This is a genomic window from Paenibacillus sp. FSL M7-0134, assembly GCF_038007865.1.
In the GTDB taxonomy this organism is placed as follows: Bacteria; Bacillota; Bacilli; order Paenibacillales; family Paenibacillaceae; genus Paenibacillus; species Paenibacillus polymyxa_B.
The window spans coordinates 861,933-886,920 of sequence record NZ_JBBOXV010000002.1 but is presented as its reverse complement, the minus strand read 5'-3'; the positions used below and the strand labels follow the sequence as shown (position 1 = coordinate 886,920).

Genomic DNA, 24,988 nt, shown 5'->3' with positions numbered 1-24,988 from the left:
TTATGAGCCACTGACTTCAGCACTCAACACCTCCAGCTCCTTCATCTGCCCCATTTCCATCTTCAGCAGTCGGTCTGCGGTATGGAAATAATGGTCATCATGCGTAATGGCGAAAATAATTTTACCCGCCGCCTTCATTTCAGGCAGAAGTGTATGGTAAAAGAACTTGCGGAATTCCGGATCTTGATCGGCAGCCCATTCGTCAAACAAATATACGGGTCGATCCTCCAGATAACAGATCAAAAGCGCAAGCCGCTTTCGTTGTCCACCTGATAGCTTGAGCGTACTGAAATATCCATCCTTGACCCTTACTTTTTCCTCCAGTCCCAGTTTTTTCAGATAACGCTCAATGTCGGACTGCTTTTCCTTATAATCAATGTCGTACAAGCGCTCAAACAGATGAAAATCAGAGAAGACGGTGGAAAAATACTCGCCCGACGTGCGGGCATCAATGACTTCTCCATTGATCGTGATGTATCCCGTTTGTGGAGGATAGAGGGCAGTCATTAATTTAGCAAGCGTCGTTTTACCACTGCCGTTGCCGCCTGTGATGAAAATGGTCTGTCCTTTAGCCGCTTCCAGTGTAATAGGTCCGACCAGAAAGCTGGACTCTCCAGTCACGTTGCTGTACTCGAAGCTAAGATTATGAAAACCAATTCGTTCCACAGCCACTTCTTCATCCACCAAACTCGCAGTATCATACACTTCTCCGCTGTCATCAGTCGGCATTTCCGCAATAAAGGCTTTAATTCTTCGCCAGGAGGTCCGAATCTGGAACAGCTCCGGCACAGCCTGCAACAATCCGTTGATGGGTCCGATCAAGTAGAGGAACACGACAACAAATTGAATTAATGTGTAATCCTTAATGTTCGGGAAAATCGTCGGGAACACAAAGGTAACTACACCTAAAATTAAAATCAGCAGCGTCTCGCCCAGCACCAGTGCATTGGTAAATTTAATGCGGGACACGGAGCGTTTTTGACGATACTGTTCACAGCTATCCTGAATATCGCTGCTAAACTCCGTCTTTTTGCGTCCATGCATACTAAGCTCTTTAAAGCCCTTGAGCATGTGGTCGATGAACCCCAAATACACGTTTTGGGTATCCCTCGCCTCTTCCCAATAGCGGTTAGCCGTACCGCTGACGATGCTATAAAATGCGGCAATCACCGCAATGACAGCCAGGGAGAGTATCGTGCCCCAAAATGAAATCGTACCGAGATAAACAAAGCAGCAGATGACTGTCAGTAGACTGGTCGCGAACCCCACCGCCACATTGGCCGAGAAGCCCACCATCTCTGTATCATTATTTAAAGTGGCTAAAATTTTGCCATTGTCCATGCGTTCTAATTTGTCATAAGAGCTGTGTAGCACACGTTGAATCAGTTCCATTCGTTTTCGATAAATCATGTTGTAGGTAATCTTCACTAATTTGGTTTCAATCAGCTTGCGACCGAAAATATAAACCGCCAGCGCTAATCCGAAATAATACAGCAGATATTTGAGCGGTATTTCGCTGCCAATTGAGAAATTGACGATAAAAATGACAAAAGCATTCGCCGCCCCGCTTAGCAAGCTCATCATTACCAGTAAAGGAAGCGAGCGTTTATTTTCGTCTGTGTTCGGAAAAATCGTACCCAACACCAGGTAGCCAAAGCTCAAAAGCAATCCCAGCCCCAAGGCTCCAATCGCAAACGGAAAGCTAAACGGAGACCAGACAATCGCGGTTGTCCATGAAACGCCCTGCATGGCAGTAGGAACCAAATAAACTCCATACAAAAACGGTGTACTGCAAAGTAAAAATAGCAGCCATGTGAGCAGCTTTTTTGGATTCAAAGGCTTCAAAACACGTTGTTTGCGGATGATATCTCGTACCATCGTCATCAACAGGACCACTACCGCCAGCACATAACATGCCAGCATGATCGTAATAACGGACCACGCATTGTCTGTTTTCTGATCTGGCTCATACGGAGACACAGGCTGACGATCTCGTAAAATGTCCATAAGACCATGCCCCGTGATATACGTTAACGTGGTACCGTTGTTTGCCATAATCCCTACAGCCAGCTGATCCTGAGGGCGAAAAACCATATAAGCAGAAAAATTCGGATTTAATCCAGCCTTGGACACCTCTCCGTTTCCGCTTTGGTAGTCAGCCCAGCCCATAGCATAAGACGACATATCAAACTTGCTGGGGGTAACGGTGCGGTCAGGCGCATGAGTTTCCATAATTAATGGAGTCATGGGAGATTTCAGGCTGCCCAACTGATATTTGAGCCAAGTGGCGAGGTCATTTCCGTCCATCATGATATAACCAGCGGGACGGTTTCCTCTAAAGACAGGGGATTGATATTCACGTGCTTGAAAAAAGCCGTTCTTGTAGCCTGTTGCCATCGTGGGTGCGGCTTCTGTGGGATAAAGAGTAGTTTTATTCAGACCTAAAGGCTGAAAAATATGGGTCTTCATATAATCTTCGTAAGGTTGCCCTGTGACCTTTTGAATGACAGCCCCCACGATTGCGTAGTTAATGGTGGCATATTCAAAGCGTTCGCCAGGACGATTATGTAATTCCAGGCCATTCACATTTCGTACAACCTGTTCCAGTGAATCGGGACGGTTGGAGATCGGGATGTCGGTAATTGTGTACCATGGAATGCCACTGGAGTGATGTAACAGCTGCCGCAGTGTAATCTCGACATTTTGGTGCTTATACTTGGCTTGAAACCATGGAAAAAACTTTGAAACGGGATCATCCAGCTTCAACAACCCCTGCTGCTGTAGTTGCAGCACGGCAAGTGCTGTAAATCCTTTGGAGCAAGAGGCAATTTCAAAGCTTGTCTCGGGTGTTACAGGAACCTGCTTGTCCACATTGGCGTACCCAAAACTTTTGAGATAGGCCGTTTCCTTTCCACGAACCACAATAACTGTCATTCCAGGGATATGACCTTCCTGCATCTTCTCATGAATAAATGCTTCCAAACGCTGAGTGGTGTTTTCATCCAATCCTGCTGCGGCCTCCGCACGACTGGGCGGAATACATGTAGCCACTAAAGCGAAAATCAGGATAACCGCTGCCATTTTTCTCATGATCATCTTTTTACATTCCATAATCGCTCCAGCTTTCTTTGTAATATGTAATCAAAGCTTGCTTGACCAATATATGTAAGACTATTTATCTAGTAATTACATAAAAAAACTAGGATAAATAGTATTCAACATCATGAATAAATATACACAATTTGTATATTTAATTTATGGATAATTAAATAGTTTAAGAGTAAATATATGTTAAATAGGAATGGATTTATTTAAAGGAAAATTAAGGAAGAATGCCAGGATATTGATTGCGAAATCGGAGAGTCAATTACCAGAAATACTTAATAAATTAATATTTATCAATATTATCGAAATTGTATTAACACCTTAACATTTCATCCATATCGGATGTAGTGAGCTAATTCACACTTTTTTAAAAATTCCATTGTAAACCTACGGAAACCTTTTAAAGGGAACTCGCCTTTTTAAATTGGAATAAAATTGTCGAAAATCCGTTTTATTTTTTGTTTAAAAATACATTTTTTCTGCTTGATTGTTTTTATTGGGTGGGCTAGGATCATTTTTATGTAGACTCTATGTTTTTCAATATCTGCATGTATAAGGAGGCTAATGGATGTTCTATGCACTAACACATTCTCAAAAAAGAGTTTGGTATAACGAGAAAATATATGGTACGACAGCCATGCACAATCTGACCGGACTTGTACGCATTCAAAAGGAACTAGAGTTTGACGCGCTGGAGAAAGCGATTCAACTCTTCATTTCCAAAACGGAAGGCCTCCGCATCCAGATCGAAGAGCAAAATGAAGAACCCGTACAGTACGTGAAGCCCTATGAAAAGGAGCAGATCGCATGTATTGATTTTAGTCATGAGCCTGATCCGTTACTTCATTTTGAACAATGGCTGAAGGCTGTGAGTGGACAGGTTATGCCTCTGTTGAATGCCAAACTGTATTCTTTTGTTATTTTTAAACTTGGGCCTGGTGATGTTGGTTATTTGGGTCAATTTCATCATATTATTGCAGACGGTTGGGCCTTACATATCGTGTCTGAACGAATTTCGCAGTATTATACACTACTGGTTAACCACAGCCCCCTGCCTGCTGATGAAGAATATTCCTACATACCTATCATTGATCAAGAACAAGCCTATTTAACATCTGAGCGTTTTATTAAAAATAAAATATTCTGGCATGAAAAATTTCAAACCTTACCCGACATGATACCTATCAACAAAAGCAAAGATATTTTGGCCGTTCGAACGTCCTTTGCCATCGACAGTGAAACTTCACGTATCATTCAGACCTTTATCCAAAGCTCCAAACTTTCTGTAAACGTATTATTCGTATCCGCCCTTCTGCTTTACATCTACCGGACGACTCAAGAAACCGATGTGGTGATCGGGACTCCAGTCCTAAACAGATCGGGCAAAAAACAAAAAAATACGTTTGGTATGTTCACCAGCACCATGCCGTTTCGCATCCAACTGGATGCAGCTTTAGATGCCTGCTCTTTGATGAAGCATGTGGGGGCAGAGCTGATGAATTTTTATTTTCACCAAAAATATCCATATGATCTTCTAGCTAGTGACCTAGAGCTTGCTCAAAAAGGATATAACAGTCTGTTTGATATGTGCGTTAATTATTACAATATGAAATTTAGTCCCCAATTTGATGGGTGTCCCTATGAAGTTCAGGAGGTTTTCAGTGGTTATCAACCTTATGCGCTGCAACTGGTTATTCGTGACTGGGAGGGGAGCGGAAGAATTACGCTGGACTTTGACTATAAAGTGAATTCTTACAGTGAGACGCAGATCGCAAAAATGTTTGAGTATATCATTCATATCGTTCGCGAGATGATCGAGCAGCCACAGACCCCGATTGCGGAAATTGAAATGCTATCTCCGCAGGAACAAAATGAGCTGATCTATGGGCTGAATCAAACACGTTCTTCCTATCCCTCGTCCCTAACCATTACTCAGTTATTTGAGCAGCAAGTCGTTGAAAAAGCTACTAATATTGCCTGTTACTTTGAAGAGCACACATTAACCTATCGTGAGTTAAATGAACAAGCTAACCAACTGGCGAGGTTTTTAAAAAGCCGTGGTATTGGGCAAGAGAGTATCGTGGGGATCATGGCTGGGCATTCATTTGAGCTTATCATTTCGATCTTAGCTGTGTTGAAATCAGGTGGGGCCTATCTGCCTATAGATCCTCACTATCCAGCTGACCGTGTTAGCTATATGCTGGAGGATTCCGGGGCTGCTTTGCTTCTTACCGATGCACCTTTGAATGATGATATTTCATTTTCCAGAGGAGTTTATCGTATAGACGATGCATCCCTGTACCATGGAGATTGCTCGAATTTGAAGCCACAAAGCGGACCGAACCAGCTCGCTTATGTAATTTACACCTCCGGTTCCACAGGCAAACCTAAAGGAGTGGCAGTTCCGCACAAGGGACTTGTGAATTACATATGGTGGGCGAATAAAACCTACTTGTCCGCAGCTCACGAGGTCTTTGCTTGTTATTCGTCAATAGCCTTTGATCTGACTGTCACTTCCATATTCACCCCATTAATCAGCGGACATGCCATTAACCTCTACAGAGATGATGATCCCGGCGAATTTGTATTGTTCCGCATTATGAAAGACCAACGTACAACCATTGTAAAGCTAACTCCCGCACACTTGTCCCTTCTACAAGAGTCGGACATTCGTACATCGAGCGTCCGCAAATGCATTGTAGGAGGAGAAGATCTCAAAGTCAGTCTTGCTCACAACATTCATGACAAGTTTGGCGGAAGTATTGCCCTGTTCAATGAGTACGGACCTACGGAAACCGTCGTAGGCTGCATGATCCATATGTATGATGCAGACCGGGATAGCAGAAGATCCGTTCCCATCGGTGTGCCTTCCGATAACGTGGCTGTATATTTGCTGGATACGCACTTAAAGCCTGTTCCTGTGCAGGTAAAAGGAGAAATCTACATTTCCGGTCATGGAGTGGCAAGAGGATATCTGAACAGACTGGAACTCACAAAAGAAAGGTTTCTCGATAATCCTTTTGTTCCTGGAGAACGAATGTATAAAACCGGTGACATGGGGATACGGCTGGAAAATGGCCTGATCGAATACCTTGGTCGAAATGATCACCAGGTTAAAATCAGAGGCTTTCGTATCGAGCTGGGTGAAATTGAAGGAGCTTTATCCTCCTATCCTGACATCCAGCATGCTGTCGTAAACGTTGTGGAAACAGGCGATGTGAATAGATATCCCCTTTTGTGTGCCTATTATGTATCTGATCGTGCTATCTCTCCCAAGCTTCTCAAAGATTATTTACATGCTTGTCTTCCCCATTATATGGTACCAAGCCACATACTCCAGCTGGAAATCATTCCGCTTACATCCAATGGCAAGGTGGACAAGCAAAAGCTTCCTGTACCAGACGTGTCCTCTGGATTAACTGACATATATGAGGAAGCCCATAATACGGTGGAAAGCATTCTCGTGCAGGTTTGGGAAGAGCTGTTCCATACGTCTACCATAGGTATCCACGATAATTTCTTTGCACTGGGCGGAGACTCTATTAAAGCGATCCAGATGACTTCCAAATTAAATAACTATGATTTGGAAGTGGGTGTACAGGATGTCTTAGCGCATCCCAGTATAGCAGAGCTTGCTCATTACACACGCCAAAAGAGCCGACTGTACGATTCTTCAGCTCCCGTCAGCGGAGAAATTCAGCCTACACCGATCTCCTTGTGGTTTATGGAGCAGTCATTTCATAATCCTCATCACTATAATCAATCGGTCTTGCTTCTGTTGAAAAATGAAATGGATCGTTCTGCTCTAGAAAAGGCATTTCACAAAGTAATTGAACATCACGATGCTTTAAGGATGAGCATACACCCGGATGGCAAGTTATTTTACAACCCGGAACTCACTGCAATCCCGTTCAAGCTGGATTGTTATGACATGACGCCTATTTCAGCAGAGGCTTGGCAGCATGAATTCAATAAGCTAGTGCATAGCTTGCAATCCGGTTTCGATCTGTCCCACCGTCTTCCTATTCGAGCAGCTATATTCGATCACGGACAAGGAACCTCGGAATTGTTCATCACTGCGCATCATCTAGTTGTAGATGGAGTTTCCTGGAGAATTATATTGGAGGATGTATTGGAGGCTTATCATGCCTTAGAAGAAGGCAAGGAGGTACATTTTTCAAGAAAAACAGCCTCTGTTCAAACCTTTGCCAAGGAGCTTCATCATTATTCCACTACTGCGGATCTACGGGAGGAGCTTGATTTTTGGAATGAAATGGAGGGCGGCAACGACCATTTTCCAGCATTCATCACAAGCCAGCCATCCACTACCGTAAACTATGCTTCATGTGCAGTCGTCGAAGGAGAACTTTCCCCTGCCCATACGCACAAACTGCTCACCAAGGCGAATCAGGTCTATCATACTGAGCCTGTGGATTTACTGCTAGCTGCCTTGTCTTTAAGTGTAAAGGAATGGATTGGATTAGAAGATTTCACTTATGAGGTTGAGCATCACGGAAGGAGCCTGGATCACGTAGACGTATCCAGAACGGTTGGCTGGTTTACGGCGTTACATCCCTTACGTATTCAAGTGCCAGGTACAGAAATAGGCAGTGTCATTGCATATGTCAAGGAACTGCGCCGACGCATTCCCCAACAGGGTATCGGTTATGGCATTTTAAAATACATGCTAGGAGCTATTGAAAAAAGTAAGGAGATTCGTCCCCTACGCTTCAATTATCTGGGACAGTTCGATCACGAAAGTCAGAGTTCAGACTATGTATATAAGCATACTCCAGGCCTTCAAGATGTGGACTACGCCAATCATCTAACGGCTGGCATCGAAATCAACAGCCTGATTGTTAACGACCAGTTGGTGGTCCATATGATGTACAGCACAACAATGTTTGAAAAAGAAAGTATAACCGAATTTATGCATATGTATGTCCAAACTCTACACCGTGTAATTGATTTTACACTTAGTCAGCAGAATGTTCACTTCACTCCTTCGGACTTTGAATCTGCTCGGATTAGCCAAGAGGATATTGAATTGCTTTTCGAATAAGGGTGCAATAAGGGCAGGCGGTTGCCTTCAACCGCCTGTCTATTTAGACTTCGGGCGTAACTGCTTTACTCATTTCATATAAAAGTGGGGTTGGCAGTACATGAGTTCTTTCGAAGATCATTTGGTTGTTTTAAACACACCCAGACGGTTCAGTACGACCAGTAAGCGATAAAAATCATAACTGCTTGGCAGTTTCGCATCCACAATCGGGCTTGCCGGATTAAATGCAACAGCGGCAGCCATCGCTTCCTTCGCCCAGGTCGGCACAGGCATAGCCTGACGCGCCTCCAGTTCAGCTACCCGCTGATCCACTTTTTTAATATAAGCGCTCTGTTCATTCAACGTCTGCTTGAGCACATCTTTGCTGTTTTCAAGGGCAGCGACCTGCTGTTGCAGGGCTTTAAATGCCGCTTTTTCCTCTGCTGTCATTGGCTCATCCCCCTCTTCTCCTGCAAATACTTGGCGTAGCTCGGCCTCTGTTCCGGCGTATACATTCAGGTCAACCGGCCCTTGAATTCCATCAACCCGTCCACTATCGCTGTATTGCCAAAAGTCCCAGCGCTTCCATGCCGTGGTGTCGCCGGGCACTCGTGTACTATAACGCGCAATCCACAGCTTATAACTACCCAATGGGGCTTTGAAATGGGCAGCAAAAGCATTCCCTGTATATACCATCGGCTTGCGGCCGCTTACTCGTTCAAATTCCGTTATAAATGCCAACGCAACCTCATGAATCGCGGCCGAGCTAAGCCCTTCCGGATTATTTTCGTAATCCATCACCGCTGGCAAGTCCAGCGCTTTCGCACCCCCCACCTGATCCAGCACCTCGGCGAAATGCCTGGCTTCCGCTTTTGCTGCGTTTACACTAGTTGCATCTACAAAATGGTAAGCTCCCAGGAGAATCCCGGCTGCCTTGATCCCTTTTGCATTCGTGATAAATGTCGGATCGACGTAACGCTGTCCTTGACTCGCTTTAATAAAGGCAAACGATTTACCATCGGCTCGTACACGCTTCCAATCAATCGTTCCCTGATATCGGGATACGTCAATGCCTTCGGCAGCGTTAGGGCTGCGATTCTGCATAAGGCGTTCCCTCCTTATCATTCATAATGTTGTAGCTCACTTTGTCTCTGTTATCCATATGCTTGGACCATCCATACGGTCTGGGCTTTTCCACTTTTACACCGAAAAAAGGGCGAAAAGGTAGTCTGCCTATTTTGGTAGTGGCCACTAGTGGCACTTTATGAAGCTTTATTTTCTTTGTCGGAAGGGTCGGTTGGCTTTATTTTTTCTCCACTCGACTTGGACTCAAAAATAGCTACCGCATTCCGCAAAATATCCGGCATCGGCACTCCCATTCTGCCCACATTTTCAATAATGGACAACAGCTCGTTCGCTAAATAAAAGAAAACGACGGCATCCCGGAAGTAATGTGCATCCCCGAGAATACCGTCGATTAGATGAGCTACCGTAATGAGCAAAAACACGGTAACCTTGCGAAAAATACCGTAATACCCCTGGCGGCTTTTTAGCTCCCCATTAATCCAGGCCGCTGCCCATCCGGTGAAAAAGTCGATCACGACCATCCACCACAGCAACGTCAACATTGTGGTCCACCCCCCGAAAAAATAACCGATCAAGGTCCCCGTGGAAAACCCCAGCCAAATCTGATCGATCTTTTCATGCATGTTTGTTCCCCCGTATCTGTTGGTCAGGAAAAATTTCCTGACGTAATATAAGCCCCCGATCACGGTGGGGGCAGAAAAAAAGCGTATCCAATTTGGATACGCTGGTTAATCTTTTACTCATAACAACCACCTACCACCCGATAGCTGTAAGATAACTTTGATAGTACCAAGTGATGCTGCCCGTAATATCACAGCGCAATTTGACCCCACCTTTTAAGTTAAAGTCTCCTGGGATGTTGATTGATATCGTCGGGCCACCAGTCCCCTGCTGTGCCGATCCCGTATAAAAAATAACACTAGCTGTTCCTACTGCCTTGTCGATTTTGAATCCGGTACAGTAGTAGGTAGAACCACTTTTCCAAGGCTCACGGTGTACTGGAAAGTCAAACCGTCTACCGGAACCATCCAGCATGTAGAATAAAACAGTAGCGTCCTGACTCATGGACATATAAAAAGCCGAACTGACCCCGGGGCCATATGATAGGAGTGAACCGGAAGCCAGACTGTTAAACCCAGCAGGCATCGTGAATAGGTCGCCGTTAGCCGTTCCCCGCTGAATCGTTTGAACCTTATATTTCATTTGTGCAGATTGTGCTATTTTCGAGATGAGACTATTAAAGTCCTCTGACATTGTAGCCGATCCTCCATTGGCAATGATTTCGGCTACCAAGCGTTGCTTGTAGTCATTGCCAGATTGAAAAGCCTGTTCAGCCCGGCTGTAAGCTTCATTCGCTCTATCATTAGCCGCCTTTACCGCACTAGGAGTAGCTGCCTGATCTGTAGCTGTGCTCCCTGTAGAAGTATTAAGCTGCACAATCCCTCTCGTCTGTGTTGACGCAGAAGGCAAATCTGATGCTGGGTGACTATGCTGCTTGGGAGCAGCGTACTGATCTGTATACTTCTTGGCATTCCCCTCTGCTGCGCTCCATGCCGCTTGTTTGGCTGCCGTCACATGGATCTCTGTATTGCTGGCATGATTGTCTAACGCTTCCTTAGAAGCAACACCGTTTCCTGCTGGATCTTTTTTAATATTTTCAACCAGTGCGGCCAATTCCTGATCGTTAGCATAAAGGGTATCAATGGGTACATTCAGAACATCCGCATGTCCCTGGTCAGTAGTAACAAATCTGCGTGGTTGTTGTATACTCATACTTCTTCATCCTCCTTAATAGATGTCATCAATTTCGAAAACAAACTCCATATCACTATCCTTGACCTTGTTACTCATCGTACGAACAGCCGTCAGCTTACCTGCTGAATCTACTAAAGCCAGCTCATTAATCGTTTCTCCCGCCAATTCATTTTCTGCCAGTGAGCAGGTATATCGAATTGTTGCAGGAGCAATAAATTCAAAGCTCGTAATATCCTTTTGAACCAGTTCCTTTTTCAACACCTGTTCTGTTCCATCCAAAGGCAGTGGTTTCCCTGCTTGATCCACACCTCCGCTACCAAATGCCATTTTTACTACTTTACTTAGCGTTCCTCCCTCAGCGCGGGCACGAGCCATTTGTTCCCTTGCATATGCAGTCGTGACTGTCAAAACTTGTTCTGCCATACTTACCATCCTTTCTATCTTAAAAATAAAAGTTATATTTGTTTAGATTGAAATGACTTTCTCGGTTGAGCTTAACATCTGACTACCGTCCAGCTTCATACTTCCATCTAACTTCCAATAATGGTCTCGAATTTTCATTCTGCCTTCCTGATGATGATCCACTCGATGCTTGATGACCATTTTTGAACGGTTCAAATAGCGCATAGGTTCCTCTGTCCACCCGGACAAAGAAGCTATTCCGTTCAGTAACTCGACACCATCTAAATACCATGGCCTTCCACCCAAAAAGCGAACTCTCGAACGTAATCGAATACGAGAAACTATTTCATTTTCATGAAGAAATGTAAGCCTAGTTTTGTTATTCATATAAAAAGCAAGATGAGCAGGCTTAATATCCTCAATGATCTTTTTGAAATCAATCATATTTTCAGGGATGCGATTTTTAAAGCTTATACTGAACTTATATTCCGTCGGATGAAAGTCTACTTCCCCTTCCACATCAAAAGAGTTCATGATTTTCCGTATTAAATCCCCTGAAAATTTGCCGCTTCCACGAAGTTTTGACTCCACAACAGATCGCCGCTGTTCCAGCGGTTTTTCCAAATGGGTTTGGATACCCAACTCCATTTCCCAGCGTTCGAGCCCCCAAGTGGCAGTACGAACAAAAAACTGAGCTAACGTATCATCCAACGCGAGATATAGAGCATCTAGTTCGCTACCCTTTGCATCCATATCGACGTGCATAACACGAGATGCTTCGTAATAGGCAGGAAGATAGGAAAATAGCTCCGGTCCCCGCGAACTGAACATTCGATTACTAAAATCATCGGTTACATCTTGGATAACAGATTCTTTTTTTTCGTCAATATCCATCCACACTCACCATCCCCAGCTCTACCCCCTGACCGAATTGAATCGTTATAAAAGGATTGCTTTGTCTGTTCATTTTCAACTTGGAGAAACCCATTATAATCAGATCCATTCTTTCATACATGCTCGCTCCTCCTTTGAGTACAGGCATTTTTGCCCTCTGCTCTATACCGTTTTTTTACGAAAAATAGAGCTATACCATTTAACCGGTTCTCGCTGTGCACTGGAAACCTCCATAGATGACGATTCCTCTACGTTGTCCAATACCAGATCAGAACGATGGGATAAAATCATTTCCTTCACTTGTTTACGTTGTTTTTCATCTAAAGCGTAGCTTCCAATGATAGCTGCTATATTACCTTCTCCCCGATCATAGCGGGTAACACAAGCATAAGCACAAATACGCAATTGAGTCTCTGTTAAAGCAGTCATAGTTATGACTTCACCTCTTTTAAATAAGATTTTTGCAGTTAAACAGGAGTCGGTACTTGGTTATTTTCCTGTGTTATCAAGCATGAACTGGCTCAGCGTTACTTCGAGATCTGCAATACGCTGCTTCAATTGATCTGTCTCACTTGGCTGTTGCTCTGCTTTTTGTGTCAGTTCCTTAATCGCCTCAGCACTTAATCCTTCACTCCAGAACGTCGTTGGATCTCTTCGTTCTGGAGTCGCAAAAGCCGGAGCAGAATATACAGGTTCATCTCCACGTTTGTTTTCCGGCTTGATTTGCCATTCATCATGTAGCTTCTGAAATGAAGCTTGCGATTCCTTACTAATTTTCTCGTACTTCTTTTGGGCCTCTATCAGAATTTCGTTATATTCTGCTTCATAGGTCAACCAGCCTTGAATATCAAAAAGAGGCTGATATAAGCCCGGTGGAACTGGAATACCAACGGTATAGCCAGCAGGGCTGGTTTCTGTATTCGCTTCATCAATGGCACTCGATTTATCGGTAGTACGCACATAGATGTCTTGCTGCTGGTCTGTGTCAGATAGCATGAGTGAAGATGGAGCATAAAAAGGGACGACACCCGAAAAGGCATCGTCCACTAGCTTGTCCTCCAGATAGAGGCCATCTGTATTTACTTTAGGTACTGCTTTCATGCTGTGACCTCCTTATTGTTCGGCTAGGAATGGCGGGAAAAGGAGGCTCAACGAGTTGCTATTAGAAGCCCCTCCGCCACCAAAAGAAACTCTTCCGTCCGGAAAAATATCAAACTGTACTAAAACGGGCCCATTGGCCCCGTAACCGTAAGATACTGGACCCTGTATGCTATTAGGTCTGTAACCTCGTGGCAAAGTAAACAATGTTAACCCTCCAGTTGTCAAACCATCTACGAGCAATCCTTTGATATGGACGAACCCGTTACCGTCCTTCATTATTCCTACGGAGCGACCTTCAACCCATCCATTAAGCAACGTTGGTTTAATCCAGGCAGGGTTGTCTTTGTCTGCTTTCTTGTTCTCCACCACGGACACGCGTGTGTTAGCTTGTTGCACACTCTCCAACAAGTCAGCCAAAAGCGTTTTCTCATTGGCTGCGTATGAGCCTGTGAATACAGCTTTAGGGGATGCCATGAAGGCAAGGTACGACACGGTGTAGGCGGCGGTAGCGTCATAGTTGTGACTCATCATCTGAGCCAAGGCGCCCGCGTTTGTTACTGTATTAGGGTACAATGTCCAGTTGTCACGCTGCGAGTTTCGGTAAATGCCTATAAACCTGTCAACCCTGTAAGACAAAAGTGACGTCTGAAACTCCCCAGGACTACCGTTATTGATATTCCACCTTATCTGCCCTGTCACTTCATATTCTCGGTAAGGCTTGGCCTTTTCGCGCAACACAATTCCCGTACCTACTCCAACCTGATTGTCTCCCTCAACGAACGTTAGTTGCCCTTCGGATATGATAGGCTCTGCTGTAGGCGTTGCGAGTTTGTATACGAGTTGGTATGCCGACCAATTTCCATATCTTACGTACGACAAGGATGTTATCGCTGTTGTCGGCAAAGTAGTTACGTACAGCGTTGCAGCGGCCCCGTTCGAATCGTAGATAGAATCAAGCGGACACCACGCCTTCCCTACTGCCTCATTGTTAAACGGCTTACTAACGTCTCCTTGACCAGCCAAATACATCTTCCAGCCCATAAAATACGCCTTTATTTCGTCTGTTGTAGGTGTGTAGTTGTCTCCCCATCCACTGTCTGTACTAGAAATGGACAGACCCACAACACCAGATTCTGGGCTAAGGTGGGATTGATCCGGCCCGCTTAACGGAAAAACATGCTGAACCAACTTACCGTCAAACTTGGTTATCCTCTCACTGTCAACCATTCCATTAGTGGCAGGTATCCGAACAACTTTGTAGCCTGCGGCTGAATCGAAGTAACCCCAGGGTAGCGAGCCGTCAAGCGTCATACTGTGCCAACGTTTGCTTTTATAATATTGCCCATCACGTTCAAATACTGTATCAGCATTAGCCCCTGTAACTGGATCGGCGTACAGGTCTGTTTGCAGTGCCAGCATGGAGTCTTCATGCTGCTTGAATGGTTTGGCAATACTGCCGATGTTGAACATAAAATCGGAAATCGTTACTTCGGCAGTGGATGTGCCTAACAAGCGGATCACTACACCTTTAGTACCTGCCGGAACTGTGAATGTATAAGATATAATTCCGCTACCTGTTACATTACCGATAACTGCAGTCTCGTTTTGCATATTTACATGTATTCTACCCGTTGCTCCACTAGACTGAGCGGAAACCGTGTAAGCCTGACCCGGAACTAATGGGTAGATGGAAGATATCATTATATTCGAAGAAGAAACAACAACACTTCGAGCATCTTTAATAAGAGGTGTTCCGACCGCAGCGTCCCAAGAATAAAAAGAGTGCGGAGCCAAATTCTCCCCATACCGAATTGCATATGGATTACGCACAGGCATTACACTATCCACATAAGGATATTTGTTGTCAATTTGATCGTCAGTCATCGTTGCTAATGCTGTATATTCTGCTGCAGAAATCTCATAGATACGCGCAGCCTCAAAATAAGAATACTGTCCTACAGTACCCTGTGTTACCAAATCTATGTTAGTAATAATATCGCTGGTAGGAGCCAGCCTAAACCAAGCTGTAGCAAATTTAGTCTTATCCGTAACTATAACTTTCGATTCTACCAGAGCATTCGGAGCCGAGATTCCTGCATCTGTAGCGTTACCTACTTTCGCTCTTACAATTGCAACATAATATTTCCCAGCTAAAAATTTAAAATTACTATAAAACCCAACTCCAACGGTATATCCAGGCTTGATCGTTACTTTTAACGAATTAGGCAATGTCCCTTTATTCAAAGTATCTAGCTTTATATCGGCTTGATACGGTGTTACCCCCATTAATCTACTCAAATTCCCCCATCTTCCCAACAAATTCACCAACGTGCGCCCGTTCAGCCCCGTCAGCGAAAATGGAGCAGCCTTTTCCGCATGAACAATCTGTACTCCGGGTTCCAAAGTTACCGCCTTACGCTCTGTCGTATCCAGACGTTTCTTGATCTCATTTACACCATCATTCACGTCACCTGCGAAATCGTCTACAGCGCGCCAATTTTGATCCAAATACTTCTCCAGGTCAAAATACGTGGTTTTGGGCGATGTGCGGTCAATTTGATTTAAGCCAAGATTTGGTGTCTTTTCGCTTGCCATGCTATGCGCCACCTCCTAAATATCTATCCTGGGTTGTATGTTCATTTTCATAGAGGGTCATAGACTCGACCTCGGCAATGGTCAAGTAGCGTAATTTGTACTCTACTGCCATGTGAGCGGGCTTGATCTCCTCAATGGCTGCTTTAAGATCCTCCACGTTGGGCGGAATCCCAATGGTATCCATAAATTTGACCGTAAATCCCCATTCGGCGGGATGAAAAGTGACATCTACCGTGCCTCCGTCATACGCTTCAGCTACATTTTTGACAAGCCGGCCGGAAAAAGTTCCTGCCCCTCGCAACTTCGATTCCACCACCGCACGCCGTTGGTCCAATGGCTTCGCCAGGTCGGTTTCGATCCCCAGCTCCATTTCCCAGCGTTCTAGTCCCCATGTGGCGGTACGTACGAAAAACTGTCCCACCGTTGCGTCCATTGCCAGATACAAGGCGTCCAATTCACTTCCTTTAGCATCCATATCGGAACGCATCACACGTGAGGTTTCATAATAGGCAGGCAAATAGGAAAGCAGCTCGCGTCCCCGCTCGCTGCTCATTTGGCCCACTGTATCTCCCGCTATAGTTACCCGATTAACAAAATTGTCAATACGGTTTGCACGTTTTTCCTGCTCTGGATTGTTCAATAAATCTTCAAAACTGTTCGTTCCATTGTTACTCACTAACGCTCACCGTCCCCAGCACTGCCACCTGACCTGATCCAATCTCAATATTCTGATTGCTCTGTCCATTGATTTTCAGTTCAGAGAAATCAATAATAATCGGAATGTCCAGCAGCACAGCAGAAATCCGGGTATATCGTACCAACGGGTCTTCCTTGTAAAAAGCAAGCTGCTTCAAATACGTCCGCACACCGCTTTCAATCAGCTTTTTGATTTCATCCAGTGTGGACGGCTTCTCTTTGGTACGCTGTACCTTGACTGAGATGTTAATCTCCACTTCTGCCGCTGGCATGATCGTCACCACAGGGCCCGCTGGTGCCAGCCCTTCTCCTTGTCCATCCTGAGTCGGATCAATATACTTCTGCACCGCAGCCACGATATCCGGGCTGGCCGCGCGTTTATCCGTATCCAGCACATATAACCCTACTGTTCCCGGCCCTTTCCAGAGCGGAACAACTTCTACGCCACCAACTCCAGCAATCTCATTCGCCCACTGGGTATACTGCGCCTTGTTGCCACTGGTACCCTGGTTCCGCACCTTGGCATAAAAACGCTCCAGCAACAACTGGTCGCTCTCAACGTCTGTACCGCTTTTGGTTTCCTCCGTATTGATCACAGAGGCGACCCCGCTAACCGGGGTTGCCATCACTTGGATGACACCCGCAGGCACATTACCGCTGCGCCCGGGATTCACCGCCCGAATAGCCGCTTCCCCGGCACCTTGTTCATCCAGCGTGACCGATGCCGTGATCGCATACTCAATGGAGGCTTCCCCGGATACATCATCTGCCGGGGTCGCCACCAACGTTCCCGCCGGGACGGTCGTTCCCGCTGTGCCCGTGAACGTGACCATACCTGAGGCAGCAATTGCTTCTCGCCGTGTCACTCCATGCTCTGCTGTCCGCAAATCCAGCTCCGGCGAGCGAAAATCCGGGTTGTCGCTGGCTGCGGTGCTGGCAAAGCCACGTCGCAGTAGCTCCTGCGCCCAGATCGCCGCTTCGGATAGCATAAACGCTACCGGCGCCTGTGCATCCCAAATAAAAGAGCCCTCGGACTTATCCATGTCCGAAGGCACTTTTTCCAGCATCCGATTTAAAATTCCCTCTTCCGTCTGGTCTACCAAATATTCCGGCAAGTCTGCCATTAGATCACCACACTTTCCACAATTTCTGTTTCATCTCGCACGTTCGTAATCTGGCAGCTAAAATGGCACGCCTCACCTTCCCAGCGAAAAGTGAACTGATCCACACTAGCCGTACGTGCATCTGCTAGTAATGCCTCCGTGACCATGCGTTTAATTTCGCTTTCTTGCACACCGTGCCCATAGCTGCTGCCAATTAGCTCATCCAGCTCACTCCCATAGTCAGGTGAATAGATCACATGCCGGTAGCGAGGAGTGCGAATCGCTTTTTCACACCACTGTACCCAGGCTTCTTTCTCGCCTGTAGTCACGATTTTACGGCTAGGGCTCATAACAAACTCACCAGCTTCAAAATCAAACCGCCAGCTTCGACCAAATACTGCACGGTTATCCTCCAGTACATCCGGGTCGGTCATATCCGTGTCTGTCCAGATCATATCATCTGTTTCGGGAAACAAATTAGCCACGTCCATTCACCACCTTGCACACGACCACCACATCATTGCCGCTATTCACCCGAACCGCCAGTACACGATCTCCGGGCTTGAGTCCTTCGTTCAAACTGAGATTCACATCCTCCAGCTCGTCTTCCCCGATATAAAAGGAAGTTTTCAGCTCTTTGCCTTCCCAATTTTCCGATTCCACTGCGGTTGAGGTGCCTTTATACATATGGCGTGGTACAGATAGCAGTCCCGGCAACTCCGCGACCAGATAATCCTGAAGCTCATGTTTAAAATCGTCCAGCTTGAGTCCCGTGGAGGTAATCGTGCCTAATACCGCGCCCACTCCACTCAGTGCTTGCTTGGTATGCTTATGAAATGAAGATTGCAGCGCGGTCGCCAAATGCCCGTAGGGGTCCTTATTCAAGGTAAAACCTCCTTTTTACATCGTCATACGTTCCGAGCTCCAGCGACATACTGCCGGGGTTACCTAATTCCCTGCTCACCGAAATGACCAATAACTTTATGGAGCCTAACATTACCGCGTCTCCTGCTCGAATCGTGTTCATATCCGGTGCATTTACCGATATCGTTTGTTGTATGCCTCTCAGCTTACTTTTGGCCAACTCACGTGCTGCTGCACCAGACTTGACCTCGTCATCCTGCACAATCACCTGAAGTGTCCCATATTTGGCAATGTCCTTCTCCTCAAGCGCCATCACCTTGGACGGTACCTCATTGCCTGATTCACTGGCAGCCGTAGCCAGTACCTTCACTCTTGTGGCCGCACCTTCCAGCGTACGGGACTGTGTCGTATCAGTCACTCTCTCCAAAACATACACATCTTTGTTCGTTCCCAGCTCGTACAGCTCCAACCCGGAAGAAATCATCCGTGGATGATACAGCTTCCCTCCCGCCTTTGCCGTTTCGCGCAGATCTCCCAGCATCATAGAATAGATGGATTGTGTGCGGTATACGGCGCGTCCCAGCGTTTTTTTCGTATCTGGCAATGAAGCGATTTTCAGCTTCCAGTCCCTAGCATACTTCTGAAAACGCTGAGTAGCCGTCTGCTTAGCAGGGAGTAAATATTCATCCTCGGACTTGTCTAAATACACTGTACGGTCATATAACGTCAACGTCATACGTTTGAGCCCGTTGTTAGAGGTTTCTACTTCCCAGATCACTGCTGGAGACAGCAAGGGGACATAATCCTTTTTGCCATAAGGAATTCCGCTAACCCGAATGGACATCCCAGGGGAAATGGCGGGCATATCCGGAGTAACGACCAGATTGACCGTGCCCTGATAGGCGATTTGCTCCAGCGAATCCCTCAAATTAATGTTCTCCACGAGAGGAGATAAATCATATTTATCCTGTAAAATGACTTTGTAGCTCATGATAACACCAGCTTTTGACCCGGTTTAATTGCATTCGGATTTTGTCCAATGACCTTTTTATTAAGCTGATAAATACGACTCCATTGCGAACTGTCCCCCAACTCCAGCTTGGCAATTTTGGACAAGGAATCACCCGACTTAACCGTATATGTTTTTTTCTTTTCTTTCATATCTGTGCGAGGTTTTTTGTTGACCGCAGCCGCCTTACTTCCCGTGACGCCAGCTTTTTTGGCAACTTTCATATCACTCCAGGTCCGTAGTGACAGATCAAAATTCACATCCCCATACTCGCCGCCGCGAAAGATCGAATTATGAGATGCCACAATTACTGGCACATTCACGGCTGTCTCCGTAATAATAAAACGTAGCGGGTTCTTGGATAGTAAAAAGCCATTCAACGTGTTCATGGCCTCCTGAGGATCAGGGATATCTTTGTAAGTGCAATACGCTGGATTGTATTCTTTCGGAAAAAAAGAAGAGAAGGAGATTTCCTTCACCTTCTCCCCTTGTGGGAAGTCAAACTCCCCATAGGATAAAATCGTCGTTGTATCAAATCCCTTTTGCCGTGAGATCGTCACTTCCTCAGGATTTACTGGAAACTGAAACTTTTTTCCTTTACCATCCGTCAAACTAAATTCCATCTCTTTCCTCCTTCCCCGTTGCTACCATCTACTCCATTACATAGCTCCAGCGCCTGCTGGCTTGGTGTTCTGCGTTGCACGCAGAATTTCAGCTTTGAGACGGTAGCCAATTTGCGTAATAAGCCCATCCACATCCAGCTTGTTCTCATGTACAGTGACCTGTACAGCCCCCGCAGGAAGATTGAATTGGTTGGTGGTTTCCGTTTTAAAATCCTTCAAAAAGCCAGACAGGGTTCCCATCTGTTCAGGACTGATCTGTACTACTTGAGGTGTCGGATTACCATTACCTTTGCCTTTAGCTTTGGCTCCATTGTTCGCATGAGCTGCAGTATTCAGTAGTGGGTTTGGATTGACTCCCTGGTTAGCTATAGCCATCGGTCCATAAGGATTAGGAACACCTTTTACGCCTGGCTGCGGAGGTACGTTTGCAACTGCACTAGCACTATAATTTATAGCCATAGGCGTTAAGGGCTCAAATGACTTACCTAAATTCGAATGAGGTGGGATTGCTGGTTTAGAGGTTGCTGGTTTAGGAGCTTCAGGTGGCTTAGCTGGCTCTTTCTTAGGTTCATCTTTTTTACCAAAAGAAAAGAAATCAGAAAAGCCTTTACCAAAATCTCCAGCCTTATCAGAAAGCCAGCCTGTAACCTGGGAAGCTTTTTCTCCAAGGAATTTACCAGCGGACTTCGCTTTGTCCATCATGGCTGGACCATAATCTGAGACTAATCCACCAATTTTCCCACCGACAAAGTCTCCCGCCATACCCCCAAGTGTAGAACCAACCACAGTACCAATACCCGGAAGCAAAAATGAACCGATAGCTCCGCCTAATGCAGAACCAGCAGTCCCACCAACTGTGGAACCGATAGCTTCTGCACGTTCTTTACCAGAGGTAGCCTTCGCGATGTTCACAATATCCATTCCATAGCTTAAAGGTCCCAATAGTTTTTTCGCTCCACCTTTTAAAAAGTTCTTAAATAAGCCTGATCCAGCTTCCTCAGCTGCACCAGCAGTGCTTGGGTTTATAATGCTAGAAGCGGCGCTAGAAACTGCATCTATAGCAGTACTGCCACCACTTTTAATATTCCCAATTATTCCACCGCCGCCTTTAAAAAAATCCATTCCGCCTTCCAGCATATCTCCAGTACCGCCGAAACTTTCAAGAACTTCACCAGCAGCCTTACCTAGACTACCTTTATTATTCCATATTTTTTTTGCTCCATTTACTAATTTTTGCCTTTTTGTAGTCCCCCCGACTGGTCCAGCTTCAGTCCACACTTTTTTTAAATCTTTGGCTTTAGTTTTTAATTCAGAAAATCCCTTCATGCCTTCGCCAAACTTTTTGACACCCCCGAGGGTGTCTTTAAGATTTTCTAAAAAACCCTTGGGCTCTTCTTCTTTCGTCTCACCACCGAGTTTCATAGAGCCTAACTTAGTACTTAAATCCGCAATAGCGGCCGTATTGGCCTCTACAGCAGTAGTATTTGCTTTCAAAACCGTACTCAGGTTGTTATCAGACTTAACCGGACCTACTTTAGCAGTGCCGCTATTCACCTTCACATTTACATTCCCCGAGGCGTTAATAATCTGGGATTTGACCCGGTTAATCTTATTCAACAGATTATCCAAGCCTTTAGAAGCCATATCGTTCAGCACAATTTCCGGGGCCATGCGGGTGCGGCCGATTTTCAACACACGTCCTTGAATCCGCTCAAAATAACGTTCCATTGCACGTAATTCTCTGTTCGCCTTAATGACGTTTTTAGGATCGATCACAAGGTTCATGCGGTAATTTAATGCTTCTGCCATCTATCATGTTCACCTCCTTGTTTATGCTTTTGAAGCTGCTATGCTATCCATTTCCTGTTCGGCAAACGCCAGCAGCAGCATGCGCTCACCGCGAGGAAGCCGCCAAAAGTCTCCGGGACGAAGGTGGTGCCGGACCCACAAGTGGTACAGCATCGTCGTCATTCCCCCGGAGCTGATTAGTTTTTTAGGTCGGCAATCTCAACGCCAAAACCGGACAGTTCCAGCACCTTATCCCCTACTGCATCCAGTTCACCCGCCAGCAGCATACGGCGGACAGATTGTTCGCCACCGGACAGCTTCAAGCGGCTTGTAATCCGGGGATCGCCCCAACCGTTAAGGGACAAGCCTTTCACTTCCAGCTTGCCGGTAGCTTCCGAAATCAACAAGGCGTTGAACGTTTCAGTATCTACCTTCTCATCCACTGCACCTTTCACAGTCCGTCGAATCGTGCAGCGTTCACGAATGCTGTCCACCTTACTGGAGGTCAGGCCGTGCAGCACAATTTTCATGTCGAGGCGCTTGATGCGGACCGTTTCCTCAGGTAGTTTTTCAGCAGCTTCAAACAGGCTGTCCAAAATTTGTTCTTCTGTCATATTCTCATTCAAGCTCATAAGTCATTCTCCCTTATTGTTCATTTGTATTTGGGGAACGGAACGCTTGACAGCATCCCATCCCCCGTCTTCCAATTTAGTTTGCTACAATCGGATCAAGCAGCTCATAACCTTCAAAGGTGAAGGTCGTTTCTTCCTGTACTTCTTCTCCTGCTGTCCAGTTGGCCAGTTGGATTTTGTCAGCAGTGCAACGAATGAGACGAATACTTTCATGTCCGAAGGCTTCTGGATCATCCAATTTAGTAATAATCTCAAAACGGTTAAAACCGCGACGAATCATATCGGATGTGACCTTGTAGCCACTCATCGTTCCCGTTCCCTTTTTGATACCGCGCTTGTGCACCTTCCACTCGTTGCCCACGAGATTCAGCTCGCGTTTTTCCATTTCCACGCTGGCTTCCAGCTTATTGATATTCGTCTGCCACACCCCATCCACATGCGCCTGACCATACGTACCTAAAATGACTCTTGAAGCATCCAACATTTCTTTTTCCTCCTCAAAATGATTCATAATATAGTTCGGGATTTCACAAAATCCTCGTTGTTAACAAGCTACACCATTTCTGCTGATTGCCTGCGAATTGCTTATACACGTAAAATGCTTATTTATTGCACGTAAAATGTGCCGAACAGTTGTTCCATCACGTCGGTGAGCTTCACGTTCCATTGCAGGAACACTTGATCCGGCTCCGGTTTGATGACTGGCGCATCGCCGTAGTAAGCCGGGTCGAGAATGACATCGTAGCCATCTGCTTCGATGACGTTGCTCAGCGACAGCTGTGCCAGGTATTCTTTGATCGCACCGATAAGCGCCAGACGACCTTCCACCGTGTTGTTGATTTTGCCAATGTAAGTCTCTTCGGCTGCACGCTGCAAGTCAGCATTAATAGCATCCATGACACGGATGGAACGAATTTTCTTCCATGCATTGTTTTGTCCAGCAGCCGGGTTCACCAAGCTGTTGATGCCACGCAGCGCTTTGACCTGACGACCGTCAAAGAACAACAGGAAGACACCATTACGGACTGCCTGCTCCTGCTCGGAACGTGTCCAGCGACGGGTCACATCCTCAAAAGGCGTAACCGCATACGTCGCCGATTGATTCAGACGTTGGCCTGCAATCAGCCCGGCTACATAAGCAGCCGTTTGGGCGGAACTGTAGTCCGTACCTGCCAGACGTACGCCTGTACCGACGTTCACGATACCTTCATGGTTCAGCGCCAGGGAACGTGCAGAGGCCAAGCTGACGGCTGTTTTGGACACATCATCTGCCGCAGAACCGCCGAATACAGCGATTACGCCTTTACCTTCGTTGCGGACACGCTTGATCCAGGCAGCAAAGCTTTGCAGCAATGCCAGATCAGCTGCATAATCCAGAGCCAAGACATTAAATTCCTGTCCTTCAAGTGCCTCCTGCATCGCGATGTAATCGGCATTAACCAGCTTGCTATTGCCGCTGTTGCCGCCAGTGAGGTGTACGCCGCTGACATCCACCGGAATGCCGCCGTCGCCAACAACCTCGGCCTTCACCCATACGTTTTCGCTGTTCTCGTTCATGGCCTTGGCAATAGAGGCTGCTGTACCGTCACTGCCTTTGTACGTGCCGAGTAGCTTGGTTCCTTCATAGAGGCGCACCTCACGAGCTTGCTCATCACCCAAAGTTGGCTGTACAGTTACAGCGAAACCATTACCGCGGCTACCTGTGTACAAAGCCTTCAGGCGCAGCACATCCGCCGGGGTCGCACCGCCGCTTTTCAGCGTCACAGATGCTTCAGCAGCTGTATCATCTGCCAAACGGTAGGCTAGAAGCTTTTTCGGACCGCCCAGCAAAGCCAGATACAGCGTCGAATACGCGGTCGCACCGTCCAGACTGTCACCGGAAAAGATTTGGCTGATTGCCGTTTCACTGCCGATCTCTACAAACTCACGTACAGGGCCCCAATTCGCCTTAACGGGTACAACGACCGTACCACGTGACCCACCTTGAATTGCTGAAGCTGCTGCTGCCTGAAAATTCATATACAAACCCGGCAATACCGGTTTATTCGTGTTTTCCCATGTTCCGCCTGCCATAATTAGTCCACCTTCGCTTTCATAAATTGTTCGATTTTAGTGTGTGCTTCTGCTACCGTAAACAGCTTGTCCTGTGTGCCAAAAAAGGCGCCTGCCAGCACTTCTTCTTTCACGGAAAACAATTGTTCTGCGTGCTCCTTTAGCTCCTCCAGCGTATAGCGGGGGGCACTTGCTTCCTGCCCGGCATGTACTGGGGCCTTCTCATGGTTTTCCAAGGTCAC

At 46.2% G+C, this 24,988-nt stretch carries 23 protein-coding genes; 1 reads left to right on the top strand and 22 read right to left on the bottom strand.

What is annotated here, in order from left to right; all coding sequences use genetic code 11:
- The gene (locus NSQ58_RS19705) at nt 1-3,096 is read right to left on the bottom strand and encodes a cyclic peptide export ABC transporter (RefSeq protein WP_341058078.1); all 3,096 of its coding nucleotides are present in this window, start codon (nt 3,094-3,096) and stop codon (nt 1-3) included.
- A 577-nt stretch (nt 3,097-3,673) separates the two neighbouring features.
- On the opposite strand from NSQ58_RS19705, the gene NSQ58_RS19700 reads away from it, so the two are divergent.
- Complete coding sequence (locus NSQ58_RS19700) at nt 3,674-8,167, top strand: amino acid adenylation domain-containing protein (RefSeq protein ID WP_341058077.1); 4,494 nt, start codon at nt 3,674-3,676, stop codon at nt 8,165-8,167.
- 117 nt (nt 8,168-8,284) lie between these two features.
- Here the strand turns inward: NSQ58_RS19700 and NSQ58_RS19695 are convergent, their stop codons facing one another.
- The 21 genes from NSQ58_RS19695 to NSQ58_RS19595 all read right to left on the bottom strand — a co-directional run bounded on the left by NSQ58_RS19695 (nt 8,285) and on the right by NSQ58_RS19595 (nt 24,988).
- A complete protein-coding gene (locus tag NSQ58_RS19695; RefSeq protein WP_341058075.1) occupies nt 8,285-9,250 on the bottom strand; it encodes a glycoside hydrolase family 25 protein in 966 nt (321 codons plus the stop codon).
- A 158-nt stretch (nt 9,251-9,408) separates the two neighbouring features.
- Nucleotides 9,409-9,855 carry a phage holin family protein gene (locus NSQ58_RS19690; RefSeq protein WP_040101929.1) on the bottom strand — a complete coding sequence of 149 codons (447 nt, stop codon included), beginning with the start codon at nt 9,853-9,855 and terminating at the stop codon, nt 9,409-9,411.
- 130 nt (nt 9,856-9,985) lie between these two features.
- Entirely contained in the window at nt 9,986-11,005 is a 1,020-nt protein-coding gene (locus NSQ58_RS19685) for a phage tail protein (RefSeq protein WP_341058074.1), read from the bottom strand.
- A gap of 15 nt (nt 11,006-11,020) precedes the next feature.
- Nucleotides 11,021-11,410 carry a phage tail-collar fiber domain-containing protein gene (locus NSQ58_RS19680; RefSeq protein ID WP_028543138.1) on the bottom strand — a complete coding sequence of 130 codons (390 nt, stop codon included), beginning with the start codon at nt 11,408-11,410 and terminating at the stop codon, nt 11,021-11,023.
- Nucleotides 11,411-11,452: 42 nt separating this feature from the next.
- On the bottom strand, nt 11,453-12,220 hold the full coding sequence (locus NSQ58_RS19675) for a putative phage tail protein (RefSeq protein WP_028543139.1): 768 nt from the start codon (nt 12,218-12,220) through the stop codon (nt 11,453-11,455).
- Between the two features lie 52 nt (nt 12,221-12,272).
- On the bottom strand, nt 12,273-12,404 hold the full coding sequence (locus NSQ58_RS19670) for a hypothetical protein (protein WP_256253340.1): 132 nt from the start codon (nt 12,402-12,404) through the stop codon (nt 12,273-12,275).
- Between the two features lie 41 nt (nt 12,405-12,445).
- Complete coding sequence (locus tag NSQ58_RS19665) at nt 12,446-12,712, bottom strand: hypothetical protein (RefSeq protein WP_028543140.1); 267 nt, start codon at nt 12,710-12,712, stop codon at nt 12,446-12,448.
- A 60-nt stretch (nt 12,713-12,772) separates the two neighbouring features.
- The gene (locus NSQ58_RS19660) at nt 12,773-13,384 is read right to left on the bottom strand and encodes a hypothetical protein (protein ID WP_341058073.1); all 612 of its coding nucleotides are present in this window, start codon (nt 13,382-13,384) and stop codon (nt 12,773-12,775) included.
- Nucleotides 13,385-13,396: 12 nt separating this feature from the next.
- Complete coding sequence (locus NSQ58_RS19655) at nt 13,397-15,979, bottom strand: hypothetical protein (RefSeq protein ID WP_341058071.1); 2,583 nt, start codon at nt 15,977-15,979, stop codon at nt 13,397-13,399.
- 1 nt (nt 15,980) lies between these two features.
- Complete coding sequence (locus NSQ58_RS19650) at nt 15,981-16,655, bottom strand: YmfQ family protein (RefSeq protein WP_341058070.1); 675 nt, start codon at nt 16,653-16,655, stop codon at nt 15,981-15,983.
- Complete coding sequence (locus NSQ58_RS19645; protein ID WP_341058069.1) at nt 16,648-17,799, bottom strand: baseplate J/gp47 family protein; 1,152 nt, start codon at nt 17,797-17,799, stop codon at nt 16,648-16,650. Before NSQ58_RS19645 ends, NSQ58_RS19650 begins: the two co-directional genes overlap by 8 nt.
- A complete protein-coding gene (locus tag NSQ58_RS19640; RefSeq protein ID WP_338533333.1) occupies nt 17,799-18,269 on the bottom strand; it encodes a DUF2634 domain-containing protein in 471 nt (156 codons plus the stop codon). The genes NSQ58_RS19645 and NSQ58_RS19640 overlap by 1 nt, the downstream gene beginning before the upstream one ends.
- Entirely contained in the window at nt 18,256-18,663 is a 408-nt protein-coding gene (locus NSQ58_RS19635; RefSeq protein ID WP_023987380.1) for a hypothetical protein, read from the bottom strand. Before NSQ58_RS19635 ends, NSQ58_RS19640 begins: the two co-directional genes overlap by 14 nt.
- On the bottom strand, nt 18,656-19,633 hold the full coding sequence (locus tag NSQ58_RS19630) for an XkdQ/YqbQ family protein (RefSeq protein WP_053324821.1): 978 nt from the start codon (nt 19,631-19,633) through the stop codon (nt 18,656-18,658). Before NSQ58_RS19630 ends, NSQ58_RS19635 begins: the two co-directional genes overlap by 8 nt.
- The gene (locus NSQ58_RS19625; RefSeq protein WP_061830304.1) at nt 19,630-20,274 is read right to left on the bottom strand and encodes a LysM peptidoglycan-binding domain-containing protein; all 645 of its coding nucleotides are present in this window, start codon (nt 20,272-20,274) and stop codon (nt 19,630-19,632) included. Before NSQ58_RS19625 ends, NSQ58_RS19630 begins: the two co-directional genes overlap by 4 nt.
- A gap of 36 nt (nt 20,275-20,310) precedes the next feature.
- Complete coding sequence (locus NSQ58_RS19620) at nt 20,311-22,083, bottom strand: hypothetical protein (RefSeq protein WP_341058067.1); 1,773 nt, start codon at nt 22,081-22,083, stop codon at nt 20,311-20,313.
- Nucleotides 22,084-22,104: 21 nt separating this feature from the next.
- On the bottom strand, nt 22,105-22,236 hold the full coding sequence (locus NSQ58_RS19615; protein WP_019686368.1) for a hypothetical protein: 132 nt from the start codon (nt 22,234-22,236) through the stop codon (nt 22,105-22,107).
- 23 nt (nt 22,237-22,259) lie between these two features.
- On the bottom strand, nt 22,260-22,694 hold the full coding sequence (locus NSQ58_RS19610) for a phage tail assembly chaperone (RefSeq protein WP_007429164.1): 435 nt from the start codon (nt 22,692-22,694) through the stop codon (nt 22,260-22,262).
- 76 nt (nt 22,695-22,770) lie between these two features.
- The gene (locus NSQ58_RS19605; RefSeq protein ID WP_013309122.1) at nt 22,771-23,178 is read right to left on the bottom strand and encodes a phage tail tube protein; all 408 of its coding nucleotides are present in this window, start codon (nt 23,176-23,178) and stop codon (nt 22,771-22,773) included.
- 122 nt (nt 23,179-23,300) lie between these two features.
- A complete protein-coding gene (locus tag NSQ58_RS19600) occupies nt 23,301-24,767 on the bottom strand; it encodes a phage tail sheath family protein (RefSeq protein ID WP_023987375.1) in 1,467 nt (488 codons plus the stop codon).
- A gap of 2 nt (nt 24,768-24,769) precedes the next feature.
- On the bottom strand, nt 24,770-24,988 hold the full coding sequence (locus NSQ58_RS19595; RefSeq protein WP_076264414.1) for a hypothetical protein: 219 nt from the start codon (nt 24,986-24,988) through the stop codon (nt 24,770-24,772).